At 61.3% G+C, this 23,115-nt stretch carries 23 protein-coding genes; 20 read left to right on the forward strand and 3 right to left on the reverse strand.

Translation table 11 applies throughout. The features are described from left to right. Positions 1-14: 14 nt before the first annotated feature. Genes CLH61_RS01065 through CLH61_RS01095 form a run of 7 tightly spaced genes read left to right on the forward strand, consistent with a single transcriptional unit; the run spans position 15 to position 6,672 of the window. Positions 15-500, forward strand: a complete 486-nt coding sequence (locus CLH61_RS01065) for a (2Fe-2S)-binding protein (RefSeq protein ID WP_099612855.1) — start codon at positions 15-17, stop codon at positions 498-500. After that, on the forward strand, positions 490-2,691 hold the full coding sequence (locus CLH61_RS01070; RefSeq protein ID WP_099612856.1) for a xanthine dehydrogenase family protein molybdopterin-binding subunit: 2,202 nt from the start codon (positions 490-492) through the stop codon (positions 2,689-2,691). Before CLH61_RS01065 ends, CLH61_RS01070 begins: the two co-directional genes overlap by 11 nt. Position 2,692: 1 nt before the next feature. Beyond that, a complete protein-coding gene (locus CLH61_RS01075) occupies positions 2,693-3,658 on the forward strand; it encodes an XdhC family protein (RefSeq protein ID WP_211289042.1) in 966 nt (321 codons plus the stop codon). A gap of 42 nt (positions 3,659-3,700) precedes the next feature. Then, the gene (locus CLH61_RS01080) at positions 3,701-4,327 is read left to right on the forward strand and encodes a methylthioribulose 1-phosphate dehydratase (RefSeq protein WP_099612857.1); all 627 of its coding nucleotides are present in this window, start codon (positions 3,701-3,703) and stop codon (positions 4,325-4,327) included. Then, a complete protein-coding gene (locus CLH61_RS01085) occupies positions 4,324-4,881 on the forward strand; it encodes a 1,2-dihydroxy-3-keto-5-methylthiopentene dioxygenase (protein WP_099612858.1) in 558 nt (185 codons plus the stop codon). The genes CLH61_RS01080 and CLH61_RS01085 overlap by 4 nt, the downstream gene beginning before the upstream one ends. Beyond that, on the forward strand, positions 4,881-5,573 hold the full coding sequence (gene mtnC, locus CLH61_RS01090; protein WP_099612859.1) for an acireductone synthase: 693 nt from the start codon (positions 4,881-4,883) through the stop codon (positions 5,571-5,573). Before CLH61_RS01085 ends, mtnC begins: the two co-directional genes overlap by 1 nt. A 49-nt stretch (positions 5,574-5,622) precedes the next feature. Continuing rightward, the gene (locus CLH61_RS01095) at positions 5,623-6,672 is read left to right on the forward strand and encodes a DUF3080 domain-containing protein (protein WP_228152490.1); all 1,050 of its coding nucleotides are present in this window, start codon (positions 5,623-5,625) and stop codon (positions 6,670-6,672) included. Positions 6,673-6,700: 28 nt separating this feature from the next. Here CLH61_RS01095 and CLH61_RS01100 read toward each other — a convergent pair whose 3' ends face one another. Genes CLH61_RS01100 through arsC form a run of 3 tightly spaced genes read right to left on the reverse strand, consistent with a single transcriptional unit; the run spans position 6,701 to position 8,081 of the window. Continuing rightward, on the reverse strand, positions 6,701-7,069 hold the full coding sequence (locus tag CLH61_RS01100) for a DUF2069 domain-containing protein (protein WP_099612860.1): 369 nt from the start codon (positions 7,067-7,069) through the stop codon (positions 6,701-6,703). Between the two features lie 15 nt (positions 7,070-7,084). Continuing rightward, entirely contained in the window at positions 7,085-7,687 is a 603-nt protein-coding gene (gene wrbA / locus CLH61_RS01105; RefSeq protein WP_099612861.1) for an NAD(P)H:quinone oxidoreductase, read from the reverse strand. A 40-nt stretch (positions 7,688-7,727) separates the two neighbouring features. Then, a complete protein-coding gene (gene arsC / locus CLH61_RS01110) occupies positions 7,728-8,081 on the reverse strand; it encodes an arsenate reductase (glutaredoxin) (protein ID WP_099612862.1) in 354 nt (117 codons plus the stop codon). Positions 8,082-8,173: 92 nt separating this feature from the next. Between arsC and CLH61_RS01115 the strand changes: the two genes are divergently transcribed. The 13 genes from CLH61_RS01115 (at position 8,174) to CLH61_RS01175 (ending at position 23,061) form a co-directional block, all read left to right on the forward strand. Then, positions 8,174-8,644 (forward strand): TlpA family protein disulfide reductase, encoded by a 471-nt coding sequence (locus CLH61_RS01115; RefSeq protein ID WP_228152491.1) that lies wholly within the window; start codon positions 8,174-8,176, stop codon positions 8,642-8,644. A 56-nt stretch (positions 8,645-8,700) separates the two neighbouring features. Beyond that, positions 8,701-12,183, forward strand: coding sequence for a DNA polymerase III subunit alpha (gene dnaE, locus CLH61_RS01120; protein WP_099612863.1), 3,483 nt, complete (start codon positions 8,701-8,703; stop codon positions 12,181-12,183). Positions 12,184-12,345: 162 nt separating this feature from the next. Then, positions 12,346-13,299, forward strand: coding sequence for an acetyl-CoA carboxylase carboxyl transferase subunit alpha (gene accA, locus CLH61_RS01125; protein ID WP_099612864.1), 954 nt, complete (start codon positions 12,346-12,348; stop codon positions 13,297-13,299). Further along, positions 13,283-14,617 (forward strand): tRNA lysidine(34) synthetase TilS, encoded by a 1,335-nt coding sequence (gene tilS / locus CLH61_RS01130; protein ID WP_099612865.1) that lies wholly within the window; start codon positions 13,283-13,285, stop codon positions 14,615-14,617. Before accA ends, tilS begins: the two co-directional genes overlap by 17 nt. 88 nt (positions 14,618-14,705) lie before the next feature. Beyond that, positions 14,706-16,331, forward strand: coding sequence for a CTP synthase (locus tag CLH61_RS01135; RefSeq protein WP_099612866.1), 1,626 nt, complete (start codon positions 14,706-14,708; stop codon positions 16,329-16,331). 87 nt (positions 16,332-16,418) lie between these two features. Beyond that, positions 16,419-17,264, forward strand: coding sequence for a 3-deoxy-8-phosphooctulonate synthase (gene kdsA / locus CLH61_RS01140; RefSeq protein WP_099612867.1), 846 nt, complete (start codon positions 16,419-16,421; stop codon positions 17,262-17,264). A 74-nt stretch (positions 17,265-17,338) separates the two neighbouring features. Then, the gene (gene eno, locus CLH61_RS01145) at positions 17,339-18,634 is read left to right on the forward strand and encodes a phosphopyruvate hydratase (RefSeq protein ID WP_099612868.1); all 1,296 of its coding nucleotides are present in this window, start codon (positions 17,339-17,341) and stop codon (positions 18,632-18,634) included. Positions 18,635-18,798: 164 nt separating this feature from the next. Beyond that, entirely contained in the window at positions 18,799-19,071 is a 273-nt protein-coding gene (locus CLH61_RS01150; protein WP_099612869.1) for a septum formation initiator family protein, read from the forward strand. 107 nt (positions 19,072-19,178) lie between these two features. Next, positions 19,179-19,913 (forward strand): 2-C-methyl-D-erythritol 4-phosphate cytidylyltransferase, encoded by a 735-nt coding sequence (ispD, locus tag CLH61_RS01155; RefSeq protein WP_099612870.1) that lies wholly within the window; start codon positions 19,179-19,181, stop codon positions 19,911-19,913. After that, complete coding sequence (gene ispF / locus CLH61_RS01160; RefSeq protein ID WP_099612871.1) at positions 19,913-20,392, forward strand: 2-C-methyl-D-erythritol 2,4-cyclodiphosphate synthase; 480 nt, start codon at positions 19,913-19,915, stop codon at positions 20,390-20,392. The genes ispD and ispF overlap by 1 nt, the downstream gene beginning before the upstream one ends. Further along, positions 20,389-21,483: a tRNA pseudouridine(13) synthase TruD gene (gene truD / locus CLH61_RS01165; RefSeq protein WP_099612872.1), complete on the forward strand. Its 1,095-nt coding sequence runs from the start codon at positions 20,389-20,391 to the stop codon at positions 21,481-21,483. The genes ispF and truD overlap by 4 nt, the downstream gene beginning before the upstream one ends. 169 nt (positions 21,484-21,652) lie before the next feature. Continuing rightward, a complete protein-coding gene (gene surE, locus CLH61_RS01170; RefSeq protein WP_099612873.1) occupies positions 21,653-22,402 on the forward strand; it encodes a 5'/3'-nucleotidase SurE in 750 nt (249 codons plus the stop codon). Further along, the gene (locus CLH61_RS01175; protein WP_099612874.1) at positions 22,402-23,061 is read left to right on the forward strand and encodes a protein-L-isoaspartate(D-aspartate) O-methyltransferase; all 660 of its coding nucleotides are present in this window, start codon (positions 22,402-22,404) and stop codon (positions 23,059-23,061) included. Before surE ends, CLH61_RS01175 begins: the two co-directional genes overlap by 1 nt. Positions 23,062-23,115: the final 54 nt, after the last annotated feature.

Consider the following 23,115-nt stretch of genomic DNA (forward strand, 5'->3'; position numbering starts at 1 on the left):
AAGGAGTGTTCCGCATGGCGCTGACGCTGACCGTAAACGGCCACACCCGCACCTTGGCGATCGAAGACGATACCCCGTTATTGTGGGTGATCCGTGACGAGCTTGGCCTCAAGGGCACCAAGTTCGGGTGCGGCGCCGGCCTGTGTGGTGCCTGTACCGTTCACCTGGACGGTGCTCCGGTGCGCTCCTGTTCTACGCCGGTGAGCATGGCGGCGGGCCGGTCGGTGACCACCATCGAGGGTATAACGCCTGCAGAAGGCCTGCACCCTCTGCAGCAGGCGTGGGTTGATCATGGCGTGCCCCAGTGTGGTTACTGTCAGTCTGGCCAGATCATGACGGCGGCGCATCTGCTTGCCTACAACGCCAGCCCCGGTGACGATGAGATCGTTGCAGCCATGAGCGGTAACCTGTGCCGTTGCGGGACCTACAGCAAGATCATCGCCGCCGTGAAGTCGGTGGCGGCAAAGCACCAGCAGGGAGAAGCCAGAGATGACGCTTAGTCGCAGGGACTTCCTCAGGGTTTCGGCCGCGGGCTCTGGCAGTCTGGTGCTGGCGCTTTCGTTCTCCGGGTGCTCCGGTATTCAGACCGGCTATCGTGAAGAAGATGACCGCTGGGTTGCCGATGCCTGGCTGGAGATTACCCTAGATAACACCATCTATTTCACCCTGGCGCGGGTGGAAATGGGGCAGGGCACCTATACCGGGCTGACGACCCTGATTGCCGAGGAGTTGGATGTCGAGCCGAGCGTCATCCGGCCCAAGTTCGCTCCGGTCGCGCCGGAGTATCGTAATCCGTTGTACAAGCTGCAGTTGACCGGCGGCAGTACCAGCCTGGCGACCAGCTGGGAGCCGCTGCGCCGGGCCGGTGCCAGCGCGCGCCTTATGTTGGTCGCCGCTGCCGCGGAAGTGTGGCAGATTGATCCCGCCAGTTGCCGGACCGACAATGGTCGTGTGTTACACCCGGATGGCCGGGAGCTGAACTACGGCCAGCTGGCGAAGCTGGCTGCGGCCGGCAAGGCGCCGGAGAACCCGGAACTGAAACCCCGCGAACAGTGGAAATATATCGGTCGCGAGCGGGGCAGACTTGATGCCCGTGCCAAGGCCACCGGGACGGCGCAATACGGTATTGATGTGGAATTGCCCGGCATGGTCTATGCGGTGGTCACGCGGCCGCCGCGCTACGGTGCCAGCGTGGCAGGCTTTGATGACAGCGCGGTGCGGGCAATGCCCGGAGTGCTGGATGTCTTCGCCATTGAGCGGGGTATCGCTGTGGTGGCAGACAAATACTGGCGGGCCCGAAAAGCCCAGGCGCAGCTGGTTGTTGAATGGAACACCGAGGAAGCGCTGGCAGTTTCCGGTGACGCGGTGATGGAACACTACCATCGCGCAGCAGATGACGACCCCGGGGAGGAAGAGCGTCGCGAGGGCGACTTTGGTGCTGGCGTCCGTAGCGCGGACAGGGTCATTGAAGCCAGCTACGAGCAGCCATTCCTGGCACATGCCACCCTGGAACCGATGAATGCCACGGCCTGGTACCGCGGTGGCCGCATGGAAATCTGGGCGCCGACGCAGGCGCCCGATCTGGCCCGGATTGCTGTGGCCAGGGTTACCGATCTGTCGCCGGACGAGGTGGCGGTGAATACCACGTTCCTGGGAGGTGGCTTTGGTCGCCGGTTGACCCAGGATTACGTGGAAGAAGTCGCAGCCGTTGCTGCGAGGATCCGCAAGCCGGTGAAGCTTATCTGGTCGCGGGAGGAAGATACCCGGCACGATGTCTACCGCCCGGCCATGTTGCACCGGATGAAGGCAACCCTGAAGGATGGCGGAGTGACAGGTTGGCAGCACCAGGTCGTCGGGCCGCAGATTCTTGACTGGTATGTTCGTAATGCCGCTCCCGCCCAGTATCCCTGGGCGCCCAAATTTCTCTACGACACCCTGGGCAAGGTAGGGCTGATGGCAGAGGGGATTGCGACGCCCAAGGATATCTCGGCCATTGAGGGGGCCGTGGATTATCCCTATCGGGTCGACAACCTGGACATTCGCCACACCCATACCGATGCCGGCGTGCCCATATCCTGGTGGCGTTCGGTTGGGTACTCCCATAACGGCTTTGCCGTGGAAACCTTTATGGATGAGCTGGCCAGCGAGCTGGGGCGTGACCCGTTCCAGTTCCGGCGCGAGCTGATCCGTCATGAACCCAGGCACCTGGCGGTGCTGGAACGGGCCGCCGCGATGGCAGACTGGGATTCGCCACCGGCCCCTGGCCGGGCACGGGGCATTGCCCTGTTCCGCAGTTTCGGAACCTATGTGGCTCAGGTTGTCGAGGCAGGTATCGAGGGCGGTGACATCCGGGTCTACCGGGTATCCTGCGCAGTGGATTGTGGCGAGGTGGTCAATCCGGATGTGGTCCGGGACCAGATTGAAGGTGGCATTATCTTCGGGCTCACGGCTGCGCTCTACGGTGAAATCACCTTCGAGAACGGCGCGGTGGTGCAGAGTAACTTCCACGACTATCCGTTACTGCGGATAACCGCGCTTCCGGAAATCCGGGTTGATATCATGGCTTCGTCCGATACCCCGACCGGGGTTGGCGAGCCTGGTGTACCTCCGGTGATACCCGCACTGGGTAATGCCCTCTTCGCCCTGACCGGCATCCGTCAACGCAAGTTGCCGCTGGTGGCAAGGGCCTGAGGTGGCGTCGTCCCATGTTGAGATACTGGCCAGGGCCCGCGACTGGCTGGCGGCGGGTGAACGAGTCTGGTTGTGCACCGTGGTGGCAACCTGGGGCTCGTCGCCCCGTCCGGTAGGCTCATGGTTGGCGCTCAGCGAGTCCGGCAAACTGTCCGGTTCGGTGTCCGGCGGGTGCCTTGAGGAGGACCTGATCCGCCGCTGTACCCGGCAGGCCCCCGATCGCGTGCACATGCTCGATTATGGCGTTACCGACCATGACCGCGAACATTATCGACTGCCCTGCGGTGGTTCGATCCGCTTGCTGGTCGAGCCACTGGCGCCCGGGTGGGGGCTGGGCCACGTGGAGGACCTGCTCGGTCACCTGGAGCGGCGCCAGGGTGTTAGCCGCAGGGTCGACCTGAATGGCGCAGCGGCCACGCTTGTCCGGGGCAGCGGCGGCCCGGGCGTCGAGATTGATGCTGATGCGATGTATCACCGCCTGGTACCGGAATGCCGGCTATTGCTGGTGGGAGCCGGAGAGGTGGCCGCCCACGTCGCCCGGTTCGCTACGGCGGCGGATTTCGGGGTAACCCTTTGCGAGCCCCGCGACACCTTCGCAGATGGCTGGTCCGAATCGGATATTCCCCTGGTGCGGGCGTTACCTGACGACCTGGTGGTGAGCCGATTTGGCGACAGCCACAGCGCGGTACTTGCGCTGGCCCACGATCCCCGAGTGGATGATATGGCGCTATTGGCGGCCCTGGCTTCCGAGGCGTTCTATGTTGGTGCCATGGGCTCGCACCGAACCTCGGCGAGCCGTCGCCTGCGACTTGCCGAGCTCGGTGTCAGCGAGTCCCGGCTGGGCCGTCTGAAAGCGCCGGTCGGAGTTAATATTCCCAGTAAAACGCCCGCAGAAATCGCCATTTCCGTAGTAGCCGCACTGATTGAGGCCCGTCACCATTTGCGGGCCGCCGCCACCTCCCTATAATGTCGGGTTTAAGGGCTCCGTTGCCTGTTAAGGGGAAATTCCGTGTTTGATGTAACCCGTTACGCCACTGCGGCCCAGTCGATTATCGAGGCAGGACGGTTCCTGTACGATCGCGGCTGGTCGCCGGCAACCAGCAGTAACTACTCCGCCCGCATTGATGCGGACACTATCGCTATCACCGTCTCCGGCCGCCACAAAGGGCAGCTGGGCGCAGGGGATGTCATGGTCGTCGATCTGCAGGGGCGTCCTGTCCAGAGCGATTGCAAGTCATCGGCGGAAACCCTGCTGCACACCGTGCTTTACCAGGCGTTCCCGGGGGTGGGGGCGGTGCTGCATACGCATTCGGCCAAGGCCACGGTACTGAGCAGGTTGCTACCGGCGGGTCAGCCGCTGACCCTGGAGGGCTATGAACTGCAAAAAGCGTTCGCCGGAGTGCAGACCCACGACGCCGAGCTGGTCGTGCCGGTGTTCGACAATACCCAGGATATTGCGGCCCTGGCGGCGCTTACCCGTGACCACTTTGCCCGCCATCCGGAGCAGCCCGGCTACCTGATTCGTGGTCATGGCCTGTATACCTGGGGTGCCACCATGGCGGACTGTCTGCGCCATGTGGAAGCGTTTGAATTTTTGTTTGAATGTGAACTCGAAACCATGAGGATCCGTGGATGACAACCTTGAGCATTTTCGATCAGAACCAGCCGCAGTCGCCGCGGTCCGTCACCGAGGATCCCGCGGAGATCCGTCGCCTGCTGGCAGAGCAGGGTATCCGGTTTGAGCAGTGGCAGACCCGTGATCTGCCGGCAGATGCAACCGAGGCGCAGATCCTTGAAGCCTACGCTGAGGAAGTCGCTGCCCTCAAGGCGGAATGTGGTTTTCAGACCGCTGACGTGGTGAGCCTGAATCCGGATAACCCGCAGAAGGAGGCATTTCGCCAGAAGTTCCTTGACGAGCATACCCACAGCGAGGACGAAGTCCGTTTCTTTGTCCGCGGTCAGGGCTTGTTCTATCTGCATCTGGGCGACAGTGTCTATGCGGTTATGTGCCAGCAAAGTGATCTGATCAGCGTACCTGACGGTACCCGCCACTGGTTTGATATGGGGCCGGAGCCGGAATTTACCTGTATCCGTCTGTTCAGCAATCCCGAAGGCTGGGTTGCCAGCTTCACCGGGGAAGACATTGCCAGCCGGCTGCCACGCTATGAACGGTTGGCGGGAGTCGCCTGATGATTCGGGTGATTGTGACCGACATAGAAGGCACCACCAGTTCCATCTCGTTCGTCCATGAGGTGCTGTTTCCCTATGCCAGCAAGCACATAGCCGACTTTGTCCGGGCCGGCCACGGGGACACGCCGGCGATCCGCGAGCAGCTGGACGCGGTCGCCAAGGCCGCGGGGCTGCCTGCGGATGATATCGAAGGCCTGATCGCGGTGCTGCAAAGCTGGATTGCCGAGGACCGTAAGGAAACCGCACTCAAGGCCCTGCAGGGCATGCTCTGGGAGCGCGGCTACCAGCAGGGAGACTTCCGTGGCCACGTCTATCCTGATGCGGCAGAGTACCTGCAGCGCTGGCACGACCGGGGGCTGCGGCTGTTTGTCTACTCGTCGGGGTCGGTGAAGGCCCAGAAGCTGATCTTCGGTTACAGCGAGGCCGGTGATCTGACGCCGTTTTTCAGCGGATATTTTGATACCCGGATTGGTGCCAAGCGCGAGGCCTCGTCCTATCGCAACATAATTGATGAGTTGGGTGTGGAACCACAGACCGTACTGTTCCTGTCGGACGTGGAAGCGGAGCTGGAAGCCGCCGAGGCGGTCGGTATCCGGACTGCCTGGCTGGTGCGGGACGGCGAGCTGCCGGAGACCGGGCGCCCTGTAATGAGAAACTTTGAGGACGTGGACAAGCTGCTGATGCAGCGCTGAGCCCCGGTTTCGGCCCGAGGTCTGCGTCCCTGACCTGCGGGAGACTGTAATGGGCCGTGTCCGCCTGCTGGCGGGTTTGCTGGTCGTACTGATGACAAGCGGCTGCAATCCGTTTTCCGAAGCCGGCTCAATGATGGATGAGTACGTGAAGCGTGTTGGTCGCGTGCTTGAGGTTGAGCCGGTCCTTTCTGATGTCCCTCCCGGGGTGGTCATGCCGTCCCGGCGGGATCGCCTGCTCGAGCTGCCCGAACTTGATATGGGTATGCTGGATTTTCTCTCGCTCTACGGATGTGAACTGCAGTATGTGGTGGGGGAGAAGAACTCGGTGATGGGGCGGGTAATGCAGCCGCTGAACCGTCTGCGGTACGAACTGCGCTTTATCGATGCCGCCAATGCCTGCTTGCCGACCATCGAGAGTGAGGCGTTGCAGGACAGCCTTCGTATCGCGGCCGAGCATAAACGGGCCTCCCTTCGCCTTGCGGTGTGGAATGCCACCTGGGGCGTGGAGGAAGTCGAGAGTTTGCTGACCCTGTCCAAAGGACCTTTGCCGGTTGCGCTTTCCGCGGATGCAGTGACTGACCTGACTATCGATATCGAGCGATTGAACGAGGCCGTGACAAAGCTGCTGGCAGGGGATCTGGACCATTCGTTGGCGGATTTGGGCGGTGTGCACCAGCGCTGGCAGGCAGAGTACCTGGCCGGGCAGGCCATCAACAGTGCGTTGCTGCTGACAACCCGGCTGCGGGATGCCAGCGCGCTGATCCGACAGCGCCTGGACGGTCGCCCGCTGTGTTTGCGAGGTAAGCCCAATAATCAGTCTGACATTGTTCGTAACATGTTTTTCAGCGTCTTCATCGAACGAATACAGCCCTACATGGCGGACGTGCGACGGGTAAGGGAGGCGGTGGTGGTGCCGCTGAACCGGTTGGCAAAGCAGCAGGCACCGGTGATGCCGGATGCCTTTGCCGACTGGTATCGGCGGATGCTGGCGCTGGATGATCCGGACAGTGTCTGGATGCAGCTCGATCACGCCATGCAGGTGCACATCGAGAGCTGGCAGCTGTTACTGGAGCAGTGTGGTATGCGTCCGGCCGCCTGACTTGGCCAGGACGCCGGACGCCGCAAGGTCATTGCGGGTGGGAAGCCACCGGGCGATTCACCTTCAGATGAATCATCGCGACGGTGAACAGCAGGAAGGACAGGATGGTCAGGATCACCGGCGCCGCGGCGCCCTCGCTCAGCCAGGCTGACACCACGTAACGGGTAAAATAGAAAATCACCACAAAACTCAGCCAGATATAACCGCGGTTGTTACCGCGGAAGACCGGGACAGCAAAGGCCAGCAGCGGCAGCAGCTTGATGCCCAGCATCAACGGTACCGACACGCCTTCAATCTGTACCGGATAGAAGGTGGTAATTGTCAGGGTGGCCAGTAGCGCCAGGTAAAGAGCAATGGTCAGGTTCGCGGTAATGCGGGCCTTGGGGTTGCGAAGCATGGGGTTGTCCTGCGGTCAGCGAAGTTTCAGGGCCAGGGTAGCCAGGCGCTCGCCAAAGGCCTGGCAAATGGTTTTTTCATGTTCCGACAACGGTTCCATGTCGCCGGTTCCGGCCCAGTGGGAGGGGCCGTAGGGCGTGCCGCCGGTTGCCGTCTCACTGAGTGCCTGTTCCGTGTAGGGCACCCCGCACAGCACCATGCCGTGGTGCAGCAGAGGCATCATCATGGTCAGCAGGGTACTTTCCTGACCGCCGTGGAGGCTGCCGGTAGAGGTAAAGGCACCGGCAGGCTTGCCGGCCAGGGTGCCGTTGAGCCACAGGTCTCCGGTACCGTCGAGAAAGTACTTCAGTGGCGCGGCCATGTTGCCAAACCGGGTCGGGCTGCCCAGGGCGAGTCCTGCACAGCCGGCCAGGTCATCCCGGGAGGCATAGGGGGCGCCGTGATCCGGAACTCGGGGCAGCGACACCTCGGTGTCGGGGGATACCGCCGGTACGGTGCGGATTCTCGCTTCGATGCCGGACACCCTGGCAACGCCGCGGCCGATCTGAGTTGCCATTTCGGCAGTCTGGCCGCTGCGGCTGTAATACAGCACCAGCACGTAGGGGGTCGCGTCAGCCATCAGGGTCTCCTTCAGGGGTTGGGGGGCTGGGAGGGGCGCGTCAGAGAAGGGTCAGGACGCTTTCGGGCGGGCGGCCCAGGGCCGCTTTGCTGCCTTTGACGACAATTGGTCGTTCGATCAGTTTCGGGTGTGCGACCATGGCCGCAATCAGTGCGTCATTGCTGAGCTCCGGGTTGTCCAGCCCTAGCTCCTTGTATTCGGCTTCTTTCTGGCGCATCAGATCGCGGGGCTGCAGGCCAAGCTTGTCCAGCAGGTCAGCAAGTTCCACGGCGGTTGGCGGAGTTTCCAGGTAGCGTATAATCTCCGGCACGACGCCGTGTTCTTCGAGCAGGGCCAGGGCTTGCCGGGATTTTGAGCAACGTGGGTTGTGGTAAATTCGGGTGGGTTCTGTCATGGTTCTCTGTCGTTCCTGAGGCAGTTCCAGTTATCGAATCAGGGGTCCGCGCCGATCCGTTACCGGGCGCTAGTCTAACAGGAGGTCAGGTTGTGCAGTACCCTGCAAGTTCCCCGGCAAAGCGATTGTCACGGTTCCGGCTGGTGCCGGTGCTGGCTACCCTGTTGCTGGCCGGTTGCGATCAGGTAGCTTTCCAGAAAGCGGACAGTTCCACCCTTGAATGGGAGAGTCTGCGCGGTGAATGGGTGTTGGTGAATTACTGGGCGGAATGGTGCAAACCCTGCCTGGAGGAAATTCCCGAGCTCAACGCGCTTGACGGGCATCCGCAGGTGACGGTTCTGGGGGTCAACTTCGACGGCATCCAGGGCGTTGACCTGGTTGCGCTGGGTGAGCGAATGGGAATCGGGTTCCCGATGCTGGCGGAAGATCCTGGTCCGGAATTCGGCTGGAAGTTGCCCGTTGCCTTGCCGGCCACGTTTGTTGTTGATCCCGACGGTAATCTGCTGGAGGCCCGGTTCGGTCCGCAGACCGAAGACGATCTGAAAGAACTGATGGGCCTGTAGGGCCCACCCGTAATTGCATACTGCTCACTCTTCAAAAGCTGGATTCTTGCGACGTTATGGCTCAGACCTTTGTACACCTGCGCGTACATTCCGAATACTCCATGGTAGACGGCCTGGTGCGTGTCAAACCGCTGATCAGCCGGGTTGCCGAGCTGGGCATGCCGGCGGTGGGCCTTACCGAACAGTCCAACATGTGTTCCCTGGTGCGTTTCTACAAGGCTGCGCTGGGCGCGGGTGTGAAACCCATCATAGGAGCGGATCTCTGGCTCGATAACCCGGACGAGCCGGAAAACCCCTTTCGCCTGACCCTGCTGGCCCGCAACAATGAGGGCTATCTCAACCTCACCGAGATCATTTCGCTCGGATACACCGAAGGCCAGCGCTTCGGCAAGCCCATTGTGCAGCGCAGTTGGCTCGAAGACCGTCCGGCCGGGCTGATCGCCCTGTCCGGAGGCAAAATGGGGGATGTCGGCAAGGCGTTGCTGGCCGGCAAGCCCGAGCTGGCGCAGGAGCGGGCGCGCTACTGGATGGCGCTGTACCCCGAGTCCTACTACCTGGAGCTGCAACGTACCGGTCGGGCCGGAGACGAAGACTGCCTGCATCTGAGCGTGGCACTGGCGGACGAGTTGCAGTGTCCGGTGGTTGCCACCAACGATGTTCACTTCCTGACCGCCGATGACTTCGAGGCCCATGAAGCCCGGGTCTGCATCGGCGAGAGCCGGACCCTGGACGATCCCCGCCGCGACCGCCGGTTCAGCGACCAGCAGTATCTGCGCAGCGCCGATGAAATGATCGAGCTGTTTGCCGATATTCCCGAGGCGGTGCAGAACACCGTGGAAATTGCCCGCCGCTGTTCAGTCAAGGTTCGGATGGGCGAATACTTCCTGCCCAACTACCCGGTGCCTGACGGCATGACCATGGATGAATACTTCCGCAAGGTGTCGGAAGAAGGCCTTGAGGAGCGGCTGGCAAAAACCCTGAGCAAGGATGATCCGGAGTACGACGTCAAGCGGGAAGCCTATTACAAGCGCCTCAACTTCGAACTGGACATCATCATCCAGATGGGGTTCCCGGGCTACTTCCTGATCGTTATGGACTTTATCAAGTGGGCCAAGAACAACGGTGTGCCGGTCGGCCCCGGCCGGGGTTCCGGTGCCGGCTCCCTGGTGGCCTATGCCCAGCTGATCACCGACCTCGATCCGCTCGAATACGACCTGCTGTTCGAACGGTTCCTCAACCCGGAGCGGGTTTCCATGCCCGACTTCGACGTCGACTTCTGTATGGAAGGCCGCGATCGGGTAATCGCCTATGTCGCCGAAAAGTACGGTCGCGAGGCGGTCTCCCAGATCATTACCTTTGGTACGATGGCGGCCAAGGCGGTGGTGCGGGACGTGGCCCGGGTACAGGGCAAGTCCTATGGCCTGGCGGACAAGCTGTCCAAGATGATTCCCTTTGAAGTCGGGATGACCCTGTCAAAGGCCATCGAGCAGGAGCCCACGCTCAAGGAGTTCCTCGAGCAGGATGAAGAGGCCCAGGAAATCTGGGAAATGGCGCTCAAGCTTGAGGGTGTTTGCCGTAATGCCGGCAAGCACGCGGGGGGCGTGGTTATTGCGCCCACCAAGATCACCGATTTTTCACCGCTGTACTGTGATGATGAAGGCGGCAGCCTGGTTACCCAGTTCGACAAGGGCGACGTGGAAGATGCCGGGCTGGTGAAGTTCGACTTCCTCGGGCTGCGAACCCTGACCATCATTGACTGGGCCCTGAAGATGATCAATCCGCGCCGTGAAAAGCGCGGTTTGCCACCCCTCGACATCAACGAGATTCCGCTGGACGACATTCCGTCGTTCGACATGCTCAAGAAAGCCGAGACTACCGCGGTATTCCAGCTGGAATCCCGCGGCATGAAAGACCTCATCCGCCGCCTGCAGCCGGACTCGCTGGAAGACATGATCGCCCTGGTGGCGCTGTTCCGACCCGGCCCCCTGCAGTCCGGCATGGTGGATGACTTCATTGACCGGAAGCACGGACGCCAGCCGCTGTCCTACCCGCACCCGGATTATCAGTACGAAGGCCTGAAGCCGGTTCTGGAACCCACCTACGGGGTCATCCTGTACCAGGAGCAGGTCATGCAGATCGCCCAGGTGATGGCCGGCTATACCCTCGGTGGCGCCGACATGCTGCGGCGGGCCATGGGTAAGAAGAAGCCCGAGGAGATGGCCAAACAGAAGCAGATCTTCCTGGACGGCTGCGCGAATAATGGCATCGACAAGACCCTCGCGGAGAACATCTTCGACCTGGTCGAGAAGTTTGCCGGCTACGGCTTCAACAAGTCGCACTCGGCGGCCTACGCCCTGGTGTCCTACCAGACGCTGTGGCTGAAGGCCCATTACCCTGCGGAGTTCATGGCGGCGGTACTTACTGCCGATATGCAGAACACCGACAAGGTGGTGACGCTGGTGGAAGAGTGTCGCAACATGAAGCTGGACCTGGTGCTGCCGGACGTCAGTACCTCGGAATACACCTTCACGGTGAACGACGACGGCCAGATTGTGTATGGTCTCGGCGCCATCAAGGGGCTGGGCGAGGGGCCGATCCAGAGTATTGTGGAGCGGCGCCGGGAAGCCGGGCCCTACAAGGACATTTTCGACTTCTGCCGCCGGGTAGATCTGAAAAAGGTTAACAAACGGGCCATGGAGGCGGTCATCCGCGCCGGTGCCATGGACAAGCTTGGCCCGGGCCGGGCGCAGCTCATGGCCAGTATCGACAAGGCCGTGCAGCAGGCCGGCCAGCAGTCCCGCAACGAGTCGGTAGGCATGGTCGACATGTTTGGTGACATGCTGGAAGCGGGTGAGGATGGCGATGCCTACGCGGACGTGGCGCACCTTCGCGAGTGGCCGGAGAAAGAACGCCTGAAGGGCGAGAAGGATACCCTGGGGTTGTATCTGACCGGCCATCCGTTCGACGAGTACGAGCGGGAGGTTCGGCGTTTTGTCCGCTCGTCCATCGCAGACCTCAAGCCGAACAAGTCACCCCAGCGGGTGGCGGGCCTGGTCGTTGCCCAGCGCACCATGAAAACCCGTACCGGTTCCACCATGTGTTTTATCACCCTCGATGATCGCAGTGCCCGGATCGAGGCGACCCTGTTTTCCGAGGCCTTTTTCGAGAACCGGGAGCTGCTGCAGGGTGACCAGGTCATTGTGCTGGAGGGCGTGGTCAGCCACGACGATTACTCGGGACAGATGAAAATGCGGGTCAGCTCGGTGATGGACGTGGCAACCGCGCGCCAGCAGTTCAGTCGCGGGCTGAAGCTGAGTCTGCACTCCGACCAGTTGCAGAATGGCCTGCTGGACAAGCTGGATTCGACCTTGCGGCCGTTCCGTTGCGAGGGTAGCCCGGTGTGGATTGAATACAGCAGTGGCAAGGCCAGCACCCGAATCGAGCTGGGTGAGAGCTGGCGGGTGCAGCCGAATGACGACCTGCTGGTGGAGTTGCGTTATCTGGTAGGGGAGCGTGGCGTCGAACTGGTCTATGATTAAATATCGCGATTATTACAGTTTTGTCAGAAAGCGGACTCATACCAATGTCCGCTTTAGCCCCTGACCGGGCGCTGCTATCTTTAGGCAACTTAACGGTTTTAACCCCAAATTCTGGTTTGGTGAGGCCGAGTCCCTCGCTCAGCAAGCAAATGACGGAACATCATGAACCCTAATTACCTGGATTTCGAACAGCCGATTGCCGACCTTGAAGCCAAGATTGAAGAGCTTCGGATGGTGGGTAACGACACCGATATCAACATCACCGACGAAATCAACCGGCTGAAAAGCAAAAGCGTCAACCTGACGGAAAGCATTTTCTCCGACCTGAAACCGTGGGATGTCGCCCGCCTGGCCCGTCATCCGCGTCGCCCCTATACCCTCGATTATATCGAGATGATCTTTGACGATTTCGATGAGTTGCACGGTGATCGCCGTTATGCCGACGACCTGTCCATTGTCGGTGGTACCGCGCGCCTCGATGGCAAGCCGGTGATGGTCATCGGTCACCAGAAGGGCCGCGAAGTGCGGGACAAGGTCAAGCGCAATTTCGGCATGCCGCGTCCGGAGGGCTACCGCAAGGCCCTGCGTCTGATGGAGATGGCCGAGCGTTTCAAGATGCCGATCCTGACCTTTATTGATACGCCAGGTGCCTACCCGGGCATCGGTGCCGAAGAGCGTGGCCAGAGTGAGGCAATCGCCTTCAATCTTGCGGTCATGTCGCGTCTGAAAACGCCGATCATTTCTACGGTGATCGGTGAGGGTGGTTCCGGTGGTGCCCTGGCCATTGGTGTCTGCGATCAGCTCAATATGCTGCAGTATTCCACCTATGCGGTTATCTCTCCCGAAGGCTGTGCTTCCATTCTGTGGAAGAGTGCCGAGTATGCGTCCGTCGCCGCTGAGGCCATGGGCGTGACCGCCGATCGCCTGAAAGAGCTGGGTGTTGCTGACAATGTGATTCCCGAGCCGCTGGGGGGCGCCCACCGCAATCCGGAGAAGATGGCCGAGTCGCTGCACACACTTCTCGCCAAAGGTGTCGCAGACCTCAGTCGTTTGCCGATGGATGAGCTGATTTCCCGTCGTTACGAGCGGCTGACCCGCTATGATGCGGGGCGGTGACACCCGCCCGAAAGAGTTCTCCTGGCCGGCGGACCTGACTGCCCCCCTGGCAGCAGTGCCCGCCGCTTCCCGTTACTGGGTGGCCCTCAGTGGCGGGCTCGATTCCGTACTTCTGCTCCATGTCGCGTCCACCCTGCCGCAATTACGGCAAGGTGGGCTCACCGCGCTGCACGTCAATCACCAGTTACAGCCCAACGCCGCTACCTGTGAAACCTTCTGTCGTGATCTGTGCGCCGACCTCGGCGTGCCGCTGCGCGTAGAGCGGGTGACCGTCACCCGGGACCGCGGAGGGCTTGAGGAAGCCGCCCGCCAGGCGCGCTACCAGGCATTTGCCCGCGGCCTGGAGGCCGGGAATGTGCTGCTGATGGCCCACCACGCCGATGACCAGGCCGAGACCGTGTTTTTTCGTCTGCTCCGTGGTTCCGGGGTGCTGGGCCTCGGGGGGATCCCGGCTGCCCGGTCACTGGCGCAGGGCAGGGTATTTCGGCCGTGGCTGGGGCTGACCCGGGAACGGTTGCGGGAGGTTGCACGGGCCGCCGGGATGACGTGGGTGGAAGATCCCAGCAACATTGATGAACGCCATGACCGCAATTTCCTGCGCCACACCATTCTGCCGTTGCTGAAAACCCGCTGGCCGTACCTGGAGAGGCGATTGGCGAGTACGGCACAGGCCTGTCGGGAGGCCGATGCGCTGGCGCAGAGTCTTGCCCTGATCCATTATCAACAGACCGATGATGGTGAGGGTAACCTGATGCTGGCCGGGCTGGCCCGGCTGGCCCCGGTTGAGCGGAAGAACCTGCTGGGCTGGTGGATCCGGAGTCACGATTACCCGGTGCCCGGGCTGGCGGACTGGGACCAGGTGATCGACGAATTGCTGTGCGCTGCGGATGATGGTGCCCCCGAGCTTCGGGGGGCGGGGTTTGCTGTGCGGCGGTTTCGCGGAGCGTTGTATCTGGTGGCTGATCCGCTGCCAGTACCGGCCGGGGAGGAGAGACTGGTTCCGGGTGCTGGGCTGGCGTGGGGTGGCTGGCGCCTCCGGCTGGAACCGGCGGTGGAGAATCCTCCGGCGGCCCCGGACATCCGGGTGAGCGTGCGCAGTGGTGGTGAGCGTATCCGGACAAGTCCGGATGGTGTCGCGCGGCCACTCAAGAAATGGCTGCAGGAACAACAGGTCCCGCCCTGGGAGCGGGAAATTTTGCCGTTGTTTTTAAAAGGAAAAGAGCTTGTGGGTGCGGGCCACCTGTGGACCTCTCCGGCATTCAGCGGAGCGGCGCCGGAGAGCGGCTGGCGGATTGTTCAGGAGCGGGATTGTGATTGAGTAGAGGCGGGGATTCTGGTAGTCTGGCGTCCCATCTTGAGATGACAATCTCCCTCCTTCACCGAACCAGACAAATCACGGAATCTGCATGACGCGTTATATTTTCGTCACCGGCGGTGTCGTGTCCTCCTTGGGGAAAGGAATCGCATCAGCCTCTCTGGCCGCGATCCTAGAGGCACGCGGCCTGAAGGTCACAATTCTCAAGCTGGACCCGTACATTAACGTGGACCCCGGCACCATGAGCCCCTTCCAGCATGGTGAGGTTTTTGTCACCGATGATGGCGCGGAAACCGACCTTGACCTGGGCCATTACGAGCGTTTCATCCGCACACCGATGACACGCCGCAATAACTTCACTACCGGTCGCGTCTACGAAGAGGTGATCCGCAAGGAGCGCCGCGGCGATTACCTGGGTGGCACCGTGCAGGTGATTCCCCATATTACCGACGAAATCAAGCGCCGCGTTATCGAAGGTGCGGCCGGTGCCGATGTGGCACTGATTGAAATCGGCGGCACCGTGGGTGACATCGAGTCCCTGCCGTTCCTCGAGGCCTGCCGTCAGCTGAAAGTGGAGGTGGGGCCGCAGCGCGCGCTGTTCATGCACCTGACTCTGGTCCCGTACATCGCTACGGCCGGCGAGATCAAGACCAAGCCGACCCAGCATTCAGTGAAGGAAATGCGCTCCATAGGCCTGCAGCCGGATATCCTGCTGTGCCGCTCCGAGCATGAGGTTGATGTCAGTTCCCGTCGCAAGATTGCGCTGTTCACCAACGTGGAAGAGCGCGCGGTTATCCCGTTGCAGGATGCCAGGTCCATCTATGCCATTCCGCGGATGCTGCATGAGCACGGTCTCGACCAGCTGGTTATCGAGCGCTTCGGTCTCGACGCCCGGCCGGCGGATCTGAGCGAGTGGGACGGCGTTGTCGAGTCCCTGATGAATCCGCAGCAGGAAGTGACCATTGCCATGGTCGGCAAGTACATGGAACTGCTGGATGCCTACAAGTCACTGATCGAGTCGCTGCTGCATGCAGGCATCAAGACCCGCACCAAGGTCACGATCAACTACATCGACTCGGAAGACATCGAACGCGACGGCACCGGTGTGCTGGATAGTGCCGACGCCATTCTGGTGCCGGGTGGATTTGGCGAGCGTGGCGTTGAAGGCAAGATCCGCACCGTACAGTATGCCCGTGAGAACAAGGTCCCTTACCTGGGTATCTGTCTCGGCATGCAGGTTGCGGTTATTGAATACGCCCGCAATGTGGCCGGATTGAAGAGCGCCCACAGCACCGAGTTCCGCGAGCACACGCCGGAGCCGGTGGTTGGCCTGATTACCGAGTGGCTGGATGCCAGCGGTGAGCGTGAGGAGCGTACCGAAACGTCGGATCTTGGTGGCACCATGCGTCTGGGCGCCCAGGATTGTGTGCTGACCGAGGGCTCTACCATTGCCGCATGCTATGGCAAGAAGGTTATTCGCGAGCGTCACCGTCATCGTTTTGAGGTGAACAACCATTTCCTTCCGCAGCTCGAGGGTGCCGGCCTCCAGATTTCCGGGCGCTCCACCGATGGCAAGCTGGTGGAGGTGGTTGAGGTTCCGGACCATCCCTGGTTCGTGGCCTGCCAGTTCCACCCGGAATTCACATCGACGCCCCGGGACGGCCATCCGCTGTTCACCGGCTTCGTTGAGGCGGCACTGGCTCGCCACAAGAGCTGACAGCTCGACCACAGCGCCGGTAGGGGAGACCCTGTCGGCGTTTTGATTTACCGGCGGCACGCCGGAATCAGACAGGAATAAACGCCCATGGCACAGAAAGAAGTCTCGGTCGCCGACCTGCAGATTGCCAACGACAAGCCCTTTGTCCTGTTCGGTGGCATGAACGTGCTTGAATCCCGGGAACTGGCTTTCGAAGTGGCGGAAGCCTATGTGGAAGTGACCCGCAAGCTTGGCATTCCCTATGTTTTCAAGGCCTCGTTTGACAAGGCCAACCGGTCGTCGATTAATTCGTTCCGTGGTCCCGGCCTGGATGAGGGGCTGCGGATCCTGGCGGATATCAAGAGCCGGTTCAACGTGCCCATCATTTCCGACATCCACGAGCCCCATCAGGCGGCGCCTGCGGCGGAAGTGTGTGATGTCATCCAGTTGCCGGCCTTTCTGAGCCGCCAGACCGATCTGGTGGTGGCGATGGCCCGTACCGGCGCGGTCATCAATATCAAGAAAGCCCAGTTCCTGGCACCCCAGGAGATGAAACATATCATCCGCAAATGCGAGGAAGCCGGTAACGACCGCGTCATTCTCTGCGAACGCGGCACCAGCTTCGGCTATAACAACCTGGTGGTGGACATGCTGGGATTTGGCATCATGAAAGCGCTGGAGGTGCCGGTATTCTTTGACGTGACCCACGCCCTGCAGATGCCGGGTGGTCGTGCCGACTCCGCCGGCGGTCGCCGGGCCCAGGTGTCAGAGCTGGCCCGTGCGGGCATGTCCCAGGGGCTGGCCGGGCTTTTCCTGGAGGCCCATCCGGATCCGGACAAAGCCATGTGTGATGGACCTTGCGCCCTGCGCCTGAGCCAACTGGAAGCCTTCCTGAGCCAGGTCAAGGCCATTGACGATCTGGTCAAAGGTTTCCCGCCCATCGACACGGCATGAGCCGGGCGTCGAAACGGCTAATCCCTTATTTACCCTGAATAACTGAACACTGACAGAATCGGAGAATCAGACGGATGACCAAAATTGCCAACATCAAAGCCCGTGAAGTGCTGGATTCCCGCGGGAACCCCACCGTCGAGGCGGATGTCGTTCTGGAAGACGGAACCCTGGGCCGGGCCTGTGCACCTTCCGGTGCCTCCACCGGTTCCCGTGAGGCGCTGGAACTTCGTGATCAGGACGCGTCCCGTTACCTGGGCAAGGGTGTCCGCAAGGCCGTTGACGCCGTCAACACCGTGATCCGCGATGCCCTGGTCGGTAAGGATGCTGCTGACCAGCGTGGCCTGGACAACATCATGCTCGAGCTGGACGGCACCGAAAACAAGGCCAACCTGGGCGCCAATGCGATCTTGGCGGTATCCCTGGCAGCCGCCAAGGCAGCCGCTGCCTCCCTCGGCAAGCCTCTGTATGAACATATTGCCGATATCAACGGCACCTCCGGCAAGTTCTCCATGCCGGTACCGATGATGAACATCCTCAACGGTGGCGAGCACGCCGACAACAACGTCGATATCCAGGAGTTCATGGTACAGCCGGTTGCGGCGACGAACTTCGCAGAAGCCCTGCGCATCGGCGCGGAAATTTTCCACAGCCTGAAGAAGGTGCTCAAGGCCCAGGGCCTGAACACCGCGGTAGGTGATGAGGGTGGTTTTGCCCCCAACCTGCCTTCCAATGAAGCGGCGCTGGCGGTCATCCAGGAAGCGGTAGAGCAGGCCGGCTATGTGCTGGGCAAGGATGTTACCCTGGCACTCGACTGTGCCTCCTCCGAGTTCTACAAGGACGGTCAGTACCAGTTGTCCGGTGAAGGCAAGTCGTTTGATTCCGCTGGTTTTGCTGACTACCTGGCCGGCCTTTGCGAGCGGTACCCGATCGTTTCCATCGAAGACGGTATGGACGAGAGTGACTGGGAAGGCTGGAAGGTACTGACCGACAAGCTTGGCAGCAAGGTTCAGCTGGTCGGGGACGACCTGTTTGTCACCAATACCCGGATCCTCAAGCAGGGTATCGACAAGGGCATTGGTAACTCCATCCTGATCAAGTTCAACCAGATCGGCAGCCTGAGTGAAACCCTGGATGCCATCAAGATGGCCCAGGACGCGGGTTACACTGCGGTGATTTCACACCGTTCCGGTGAAACCGAGGACACCACCATCGCCGACCTGGCAGTAGCCACCTGTGCCGGTCAGATCAAGACCGGTTCGCTGTGCCGTTCAGACCGTGTTGCCAAGTACAACCAGTTGCTGCGCATCGAGGAGGCTCTGGAAGGCAAGGCACCTTATCGTGGCCTGAGTGAAATCAAGGGCCAGGGCTGATCGCAGCCCGGCTTTTCCGGGCTGAAGGATCGGGGCCATCATGCAGGGGGAGTGAATTTCCTTTCATGATGGCCTTTTTGCATAAAGAGTTAGAGGAAAATGTTGTTAAAGTGCTCTAACATGTAATCGGGTTGGGTAACTTTTGTGCGAATACAGGTTCCGGGATGAAACTGCTCTGGTCTTTCATGGTCGTGATGATTCTGCTCCTCCAGGTGCGCTTGTGGGTGGGGGAAGGCAGCTTTGCCCAGGTCTGGAGCCTGAACGAAGCCATCAGTGATCAGCGGGCGGAGAATGCCGAACTCGCAGCGCGAAACGAGCTACTGTATGCGGAGGTTCGCAATCTGCGCAGTGAGCAGGGTGCCATCGAGGAACGTGCTCGGATGAACCTGGGGCTGATTCGCCAGAACGAAACGTTTTTCCTCGTTGTTGAAAACTGAGGTCAGCAGTCCCGTCAACTCTCGATAGCCACCTGATGACCAGCCCATGACCAGCCCATGAGCACCCCATGACCGTCCCTCATGACTCTCTGTGATGACTCTCTTTGATGAATAGGTCCCGATACTGGCTGGTAGTTCCGGCTGCAGGCATCGGCCAGCGTATGCAGGCTGACTGCCCCAAGCAATATCTGCGGCTTGACGGCCGTTACATTCTTGATATCACCCTTTCGCGTCTGCTTCAGCATCCATGCTTCAGTGGTTGCATGGTGGCTCTGCACCCGGAGGACAGCTGGTGGCCCGGGACCCTGGCCAGCACCAATCCCCGAATCCATACCTGCACCGGCGGTCGTGAGCGGGCCGATTCGGTCCTGGCCGCACTGGCTGCGCTGGCAACCCGGGCGGCCCCGGATGACTGGGTACTGGTGCATGATGTTGCCCGCCCCTGTCTTCACCCGGGGGACCTGGACCGACTCATTACCCGTTTGTCGGGGCATGCGGTCGGGGGTCTGCTGGCGGCTCCGGTAACTGATACCCTGAAGCGGACCCGGCCGGGCAGCCTTGAGGTCGAGGCCACCGTGGATCGCAGCTCCTTGTGGCGGGCGTTGACGCCGCAGATGTTCCGTTATCAAATCCTGGCGGAGGCGCTGGTGAAAGCACTTGATGCGGGTGTTGCGGTAACCGACGAAGCCTCCGCTGTTGAGCATGCCGGACTGATCCCGGAGCTGGTTGAAGGCCGGTCGGACAACCTTAAAATTACCTTACCTGCGGACCTCGCACTGGCCGGATTCATCCTCGGCCAGATCGGCGGCGGTCCATCGGTCCCCAACAGTGAGAATCAGTGATGAGAATCGGCCAGGGTTTTGATGTTCATGCATTTTGTCCCGGCGACCATGTGGTCCTCGGCGGCGTCCGCATTCCGTTCAGCAAGGGTTTGCTGGCCCACTCCGACGGCGATGTGCTGCTTCATGCCCTTGCGGATGCTCTCCTGGGCGCGGCAGCGCTCGGCGATATCGGTCACCTGTTTCCGGATACCAGTGACCAGTGGGCCGGCGCCGACAGTCGTGACCTGCTGCGCGAGGTGGTTGCCAGAGTTACCGCGGAAGGCTTTGCGGTGGTAAACATAGACGCCACCATCATTGCCCAGGCCCCCAGGATGGCGCCCCACATTACGGCGATGCGGCTGAACATTGCCGAGGATCTTGGCATTTCGGCAGGCCGGGTCAGTGTCAAGGCGACTACCACCGAGAAGCTCGGGTTTACTGGCCGTGGCGAAGGTATTGCCTGCCAGGCAATCTGCCTGCTGGAGTCCCTCGAACCATGACCGAAGCGCTACGATCATGGCGGATGGACTGGCCTGGCTCCCGTGGCCGCCGGCCTGGACAAGCCGTCCTCAAGGCCTGCCCGGAGGATTTCCGGGTGGACGAGGTGCTGGACCGGCTCGCAGATGAGAGTGAGGTTGACGATGGTAACGTCGCAGGCAGGAAGGACGGCCAGGTCAGCGGCGCCGGAGAGCACCTTTGCCTGCGGTTGCGGAAGTCCGGCGACAATACCGAATATGTGGCGCGGGAGCTTGCAGCCCTGGCGGGATGCCGGGATTTTGACGTCGGATTCTGCGGCCTTAAAGATCGCAATGCCGTGACGACCCAGTGGTTCAGTCTTTACCGGCCGGGCATGGAAGCCGCAGATGCTGAACTGGTGGGTCAGGTCAGTGCACGATGGCCGGTACTCGCGGCCTGCCGTGACCGGGCAAAACTGCGGCGAGGCGATCACCAGGGTAACCGCTTCGAGATAACCCTGACGGAAGTGCAGGGTGACCGCGCCGAGATTGAGGCAGCGCTCCACGAAGTGGCGGCTGTAGGGGTGCCCAACTATTTCGGACGCCAGCGGTTTGGCCACGGCGGCGCCAACCTGGAACGGGCCATTGGGCTGACCAGCCGCACGCTGTCCAGTCGCAAAAAACGGGGCCGTAACCGCAACGCGGCCCGGGATGCCATGTACTTTTCGGCGGCGCGTTCCTGGCTTTTCAATGAGGTGTTGGCCCGCCGGGTCGTTGACGGTAGCTGGAACCGGATACTGGAGGGCGAGCCGGGCTCGTCGTCCCCGCCAGGGGCTACCGGGCCATTGTGGGGCGATGGTGGCACCAGGGCGAGTGGCGCTCAGGGCGAGCTGGAGTTCGAGGTGGTGAACAGCCATCCGCTGATTGCCGCAGTGTTTGCGTCTACCCGCATGGCGCCGGAACGGCGGCCACTGGTGCTGCAGCCCGTCGGGTTGTCATGGCAATGGCTGGCAGCGGACCGGCTGGTCCTGAGATTCGGACTGGCTCCCGGTGAGTACGCAACAGCGTTGCTGGAAGATGTTTTCGAACTGCGAGAGCCGGCAAAAGATCAATCGGCGCTCGCAGATGAAGCCTGAACAAGGCATATTATAGGGTTTTCAGATACTCAGGGGCAGCAAGACCCCGAATTACAATAACTGAACGTCGTGCCGGCGATGGCCGTCTGGTTCCCCAGAACGGCTTCTCAGCCAGATTCCCGGGAGCGGGCACAGTACGACGATTCGGCAAAGGCTAGCGGAGATAACTGTGCGTATTCTGTTATCGAATGATGACGGTGTTCATTCCCCCGGGCTTCAGGCGCTCTACGACGGATTGCAAGGCATTGCAGAACTGGAGGTGGTGGCGCCTGACCGGGACCACAGTGGCGCCAGCAATGCACTGACACTGAATCGGCCACTGACTGTCGAGATGCATGGCAATGGCTTCCGTTCGGTGGACGGGACGCCGACTGACTGTGTCCATCTCGCGGTCAATGGCCTGTTTGACGAGCCCTTTGACCGGGTGATATCGGGTATTAACACCCACGCCAATCTTGGTGACGACATAATTTATTCCGGTACGGTTGCTGCAGCGACCGAGGGCCGCAATCTGGGTTTGCCTGCCATTGCAGTCTCGTTGGTCAACGATGGTCATTTCCATTATGAAACCGCCGCCCGGGTGATCAGAACGCTGCTGGAACAGAAGGCGCCTCCAGGGCTGGGTCCGCGCTGCATTCTCAACGTCAATGTACCGGATGTGCCCTGGGAACAGTTGGCCGGCTTCCGGGTGACCCGCCTCGGGCATCGCAGCAGGGCAGAGGGTGCTGTGCCCATGACCTGCCCGCGAGGCAAGGCGCGCTACTGGATCGGTGCGGCCGGAGAAGGTAGCGACGCCGGCCCGGGCACGGACTTCCATGCGGTGCGGGAAAACTACGTGTCAATTACCCCGGTCCACGTTGATATGACGCGCCACGAAGCGCTGTCTCCCCTGCGTGACTGGATGGAGGGGCTGAACTGATGGTTGCGGCAGAACTCCAGGGAATCGGGATGACATCCCGGCGCACCCGGATGCGGTTGATCCAGCGGCTGCGGGAATCCGGTATCCGGGATGAACAGGTGCTTGGCGTGATGGGTGACCTTCCGCGCCATATCTTTCTGGATGAAGCGCTCGCGCACCGGGCCTACGAGGACACCTCGTTGCCGATCGGCCATGGCCAGACGCTGTCCCAGCCCTACATTGTGGCAAAGATGACGGAGACGCTGATGGCGCACCAGCCCCGCAAGGTGCTGGAGCTCGGAACCGGGTCTGGTTACCAGACGGCGATCCTCGCCCAGTTGGTGGCGGAGGTGTACAGCGTTGAACGGATCAAGCCCCTGCAGGACCGGGCGCGGGAACGGCTACGCCAGATTGGTATTCGCAACGTGATGCTGAGACACGCGGATGGCGGAATGGGGTGGCCGGAAAAGGGCCCCTTCGATGGTATTATCGTGACGGCCGCTCCCCGTGAGGTGCCGGAAGAGTTGCTGGAGCAGCTGGCGGAAGGCGGCGTGCTGGTTGCCCCGGTGGGCGATGAAGCCCAGATGCTGGTGGAGATCACCCGCCACGGCGACAAATTCAAGACCCGAGAGATTGAGCCGGTACGATTCGTGCCCCTGTTGCACGGGGTGATCCGTTGACCGACCAGCAAGGCAGTTCGCCGGGCGAAGAAGCGCGCCAGCAAAGCCCCCTGG

Source organism: Marinobacter profundi (assembly GCF_002744715.1).
In the GTDB taxonomy this organism is placed as follows: Bacteria; Pseudomonadota; Gammaproteobacteria; order Pseudomonadales; family Oleiphilaceae; genus Marinobacter; species Marinobacter profundi.

Coding starts and splice junctions, on each gene's coding strand:
- CLH61_RS01095 (WP_228152490.1), top strand. CDS start 5,623: ATGGGCCGTGTCCGCCTGCTGGCGGGTTTGCTGGTCGTACTGATGACA.
- CLH61_RS01135 (WP_099612866.1), top strand. CDS start 14,706: ATGACGCGTTATATTTTCGTCACCGGCGGTGTCGTGTCCTCCTTGGGG.
- ispD (WP_099612870.1), top strand. CDS start 19,179: ATGAATAGGTCCCGATACTGGCTGGTAGTTCCGGCTGCAGGCATCGGC.
- truD (WP_099612872.1), top strand. CDS start 20,389: ATGACCGAAGCGCTACGATCATGGCGGATGGACTGGCCTGGCTCCCGT.
- CLH61_RS01100 (WP_099612860.1), bottom strand. CDS start 7,069: ATGCTTCGCAACCCCAAGGCCCGCATTACCGCGAACCTGACCATTGCT.
- accA (WP_099612864.1), top strand. CDS start 12,346: ATGAACCCTAATTACCTGGATTTCGAACAGCCGATTGCCGACCTTGAA.
- dnaE (WP_099612863.1), top strand. CDS start 8,701: ATGGCTCAGACCTTTGTACACCTGCGCGTACATTCCGAATACTCCATG.
- CLH61_RS01065 (WP_099612855.1), top strand. CDS start 15: ATGGCGCTGACGCTGACCGTAAACGGCCACACCCGCACCTTGGCGATC.
- mtnC (WP_099612859.1), top strand. CDS start 4,881: ATGATTCGGGTGATTGTGACCGACATAGAAGGCACCACCAGTTCCATC.
- arsC (WP_099612862.1), bottom strand. CDS start 8,081: ATGACAGAACCCACCCGAATTTACCACAACCCACGTTGCTCAAAATCC.
- kdsA (WP_099612867.1), top strand. CDS start 16,419: ATGGCACAGAAAGAAGTCTCGGTCGCCGACCTGCAGATTGCCAACGAC.
- ispF (WP_099612871.1), top strand. CDS start 19,913: ATGAGAATCGGCCAGGGTTTTGATGTTCATGCATTTTGTCCCGGCGAC.
- wrbA (WP_099612861.1), bottom strand. CDS start 7,687: ATGGCTGACGCGACCCCCTACGTGCTGGTGCTGTATTACAGCCGCAGC.
- CLH61_RS01150 (WP_099612869.1), top strand. CDS start 18,799: ATGAAACTGCTCTGGTCTTTCATGGTCGTGATGATTCTGCTCCTCCAG.
- tilS (WP_099612865.1), top strand. CDS start 13,283: ATGATGCGGGGCGGTGACACCCGCCCGAAAGAGTTCTCCTGGCCGGCG.
- CLH61_RS01085 (WP_099612858.1), top strand. CDS start 4,324: ATGACAACCTTGAGCATTTTCGATCAGAACCAGCCGCAGTCGCCGCGG.
- CLH61_RS01070 (WP_099612856.1), top strand. CDS start 490: ATGACGCTTAGTCGCAGGGACTTCCTCAGGGTTTCGGCCGCGGGCTCT.
- CLH61_RS01175 (WP_099612874.1), top strand. CDS start 22,402: ATGGTTGCGGCAGAACTCCAGGGAATCGGGATGACATCCCGGCGCACC.
- eno (WP_099612868.1), top strand. CDS start 17,339: ATGACCAAAATTGCCAACATCAAAGCCCGTGAAGTGCTGGATTCCCGC.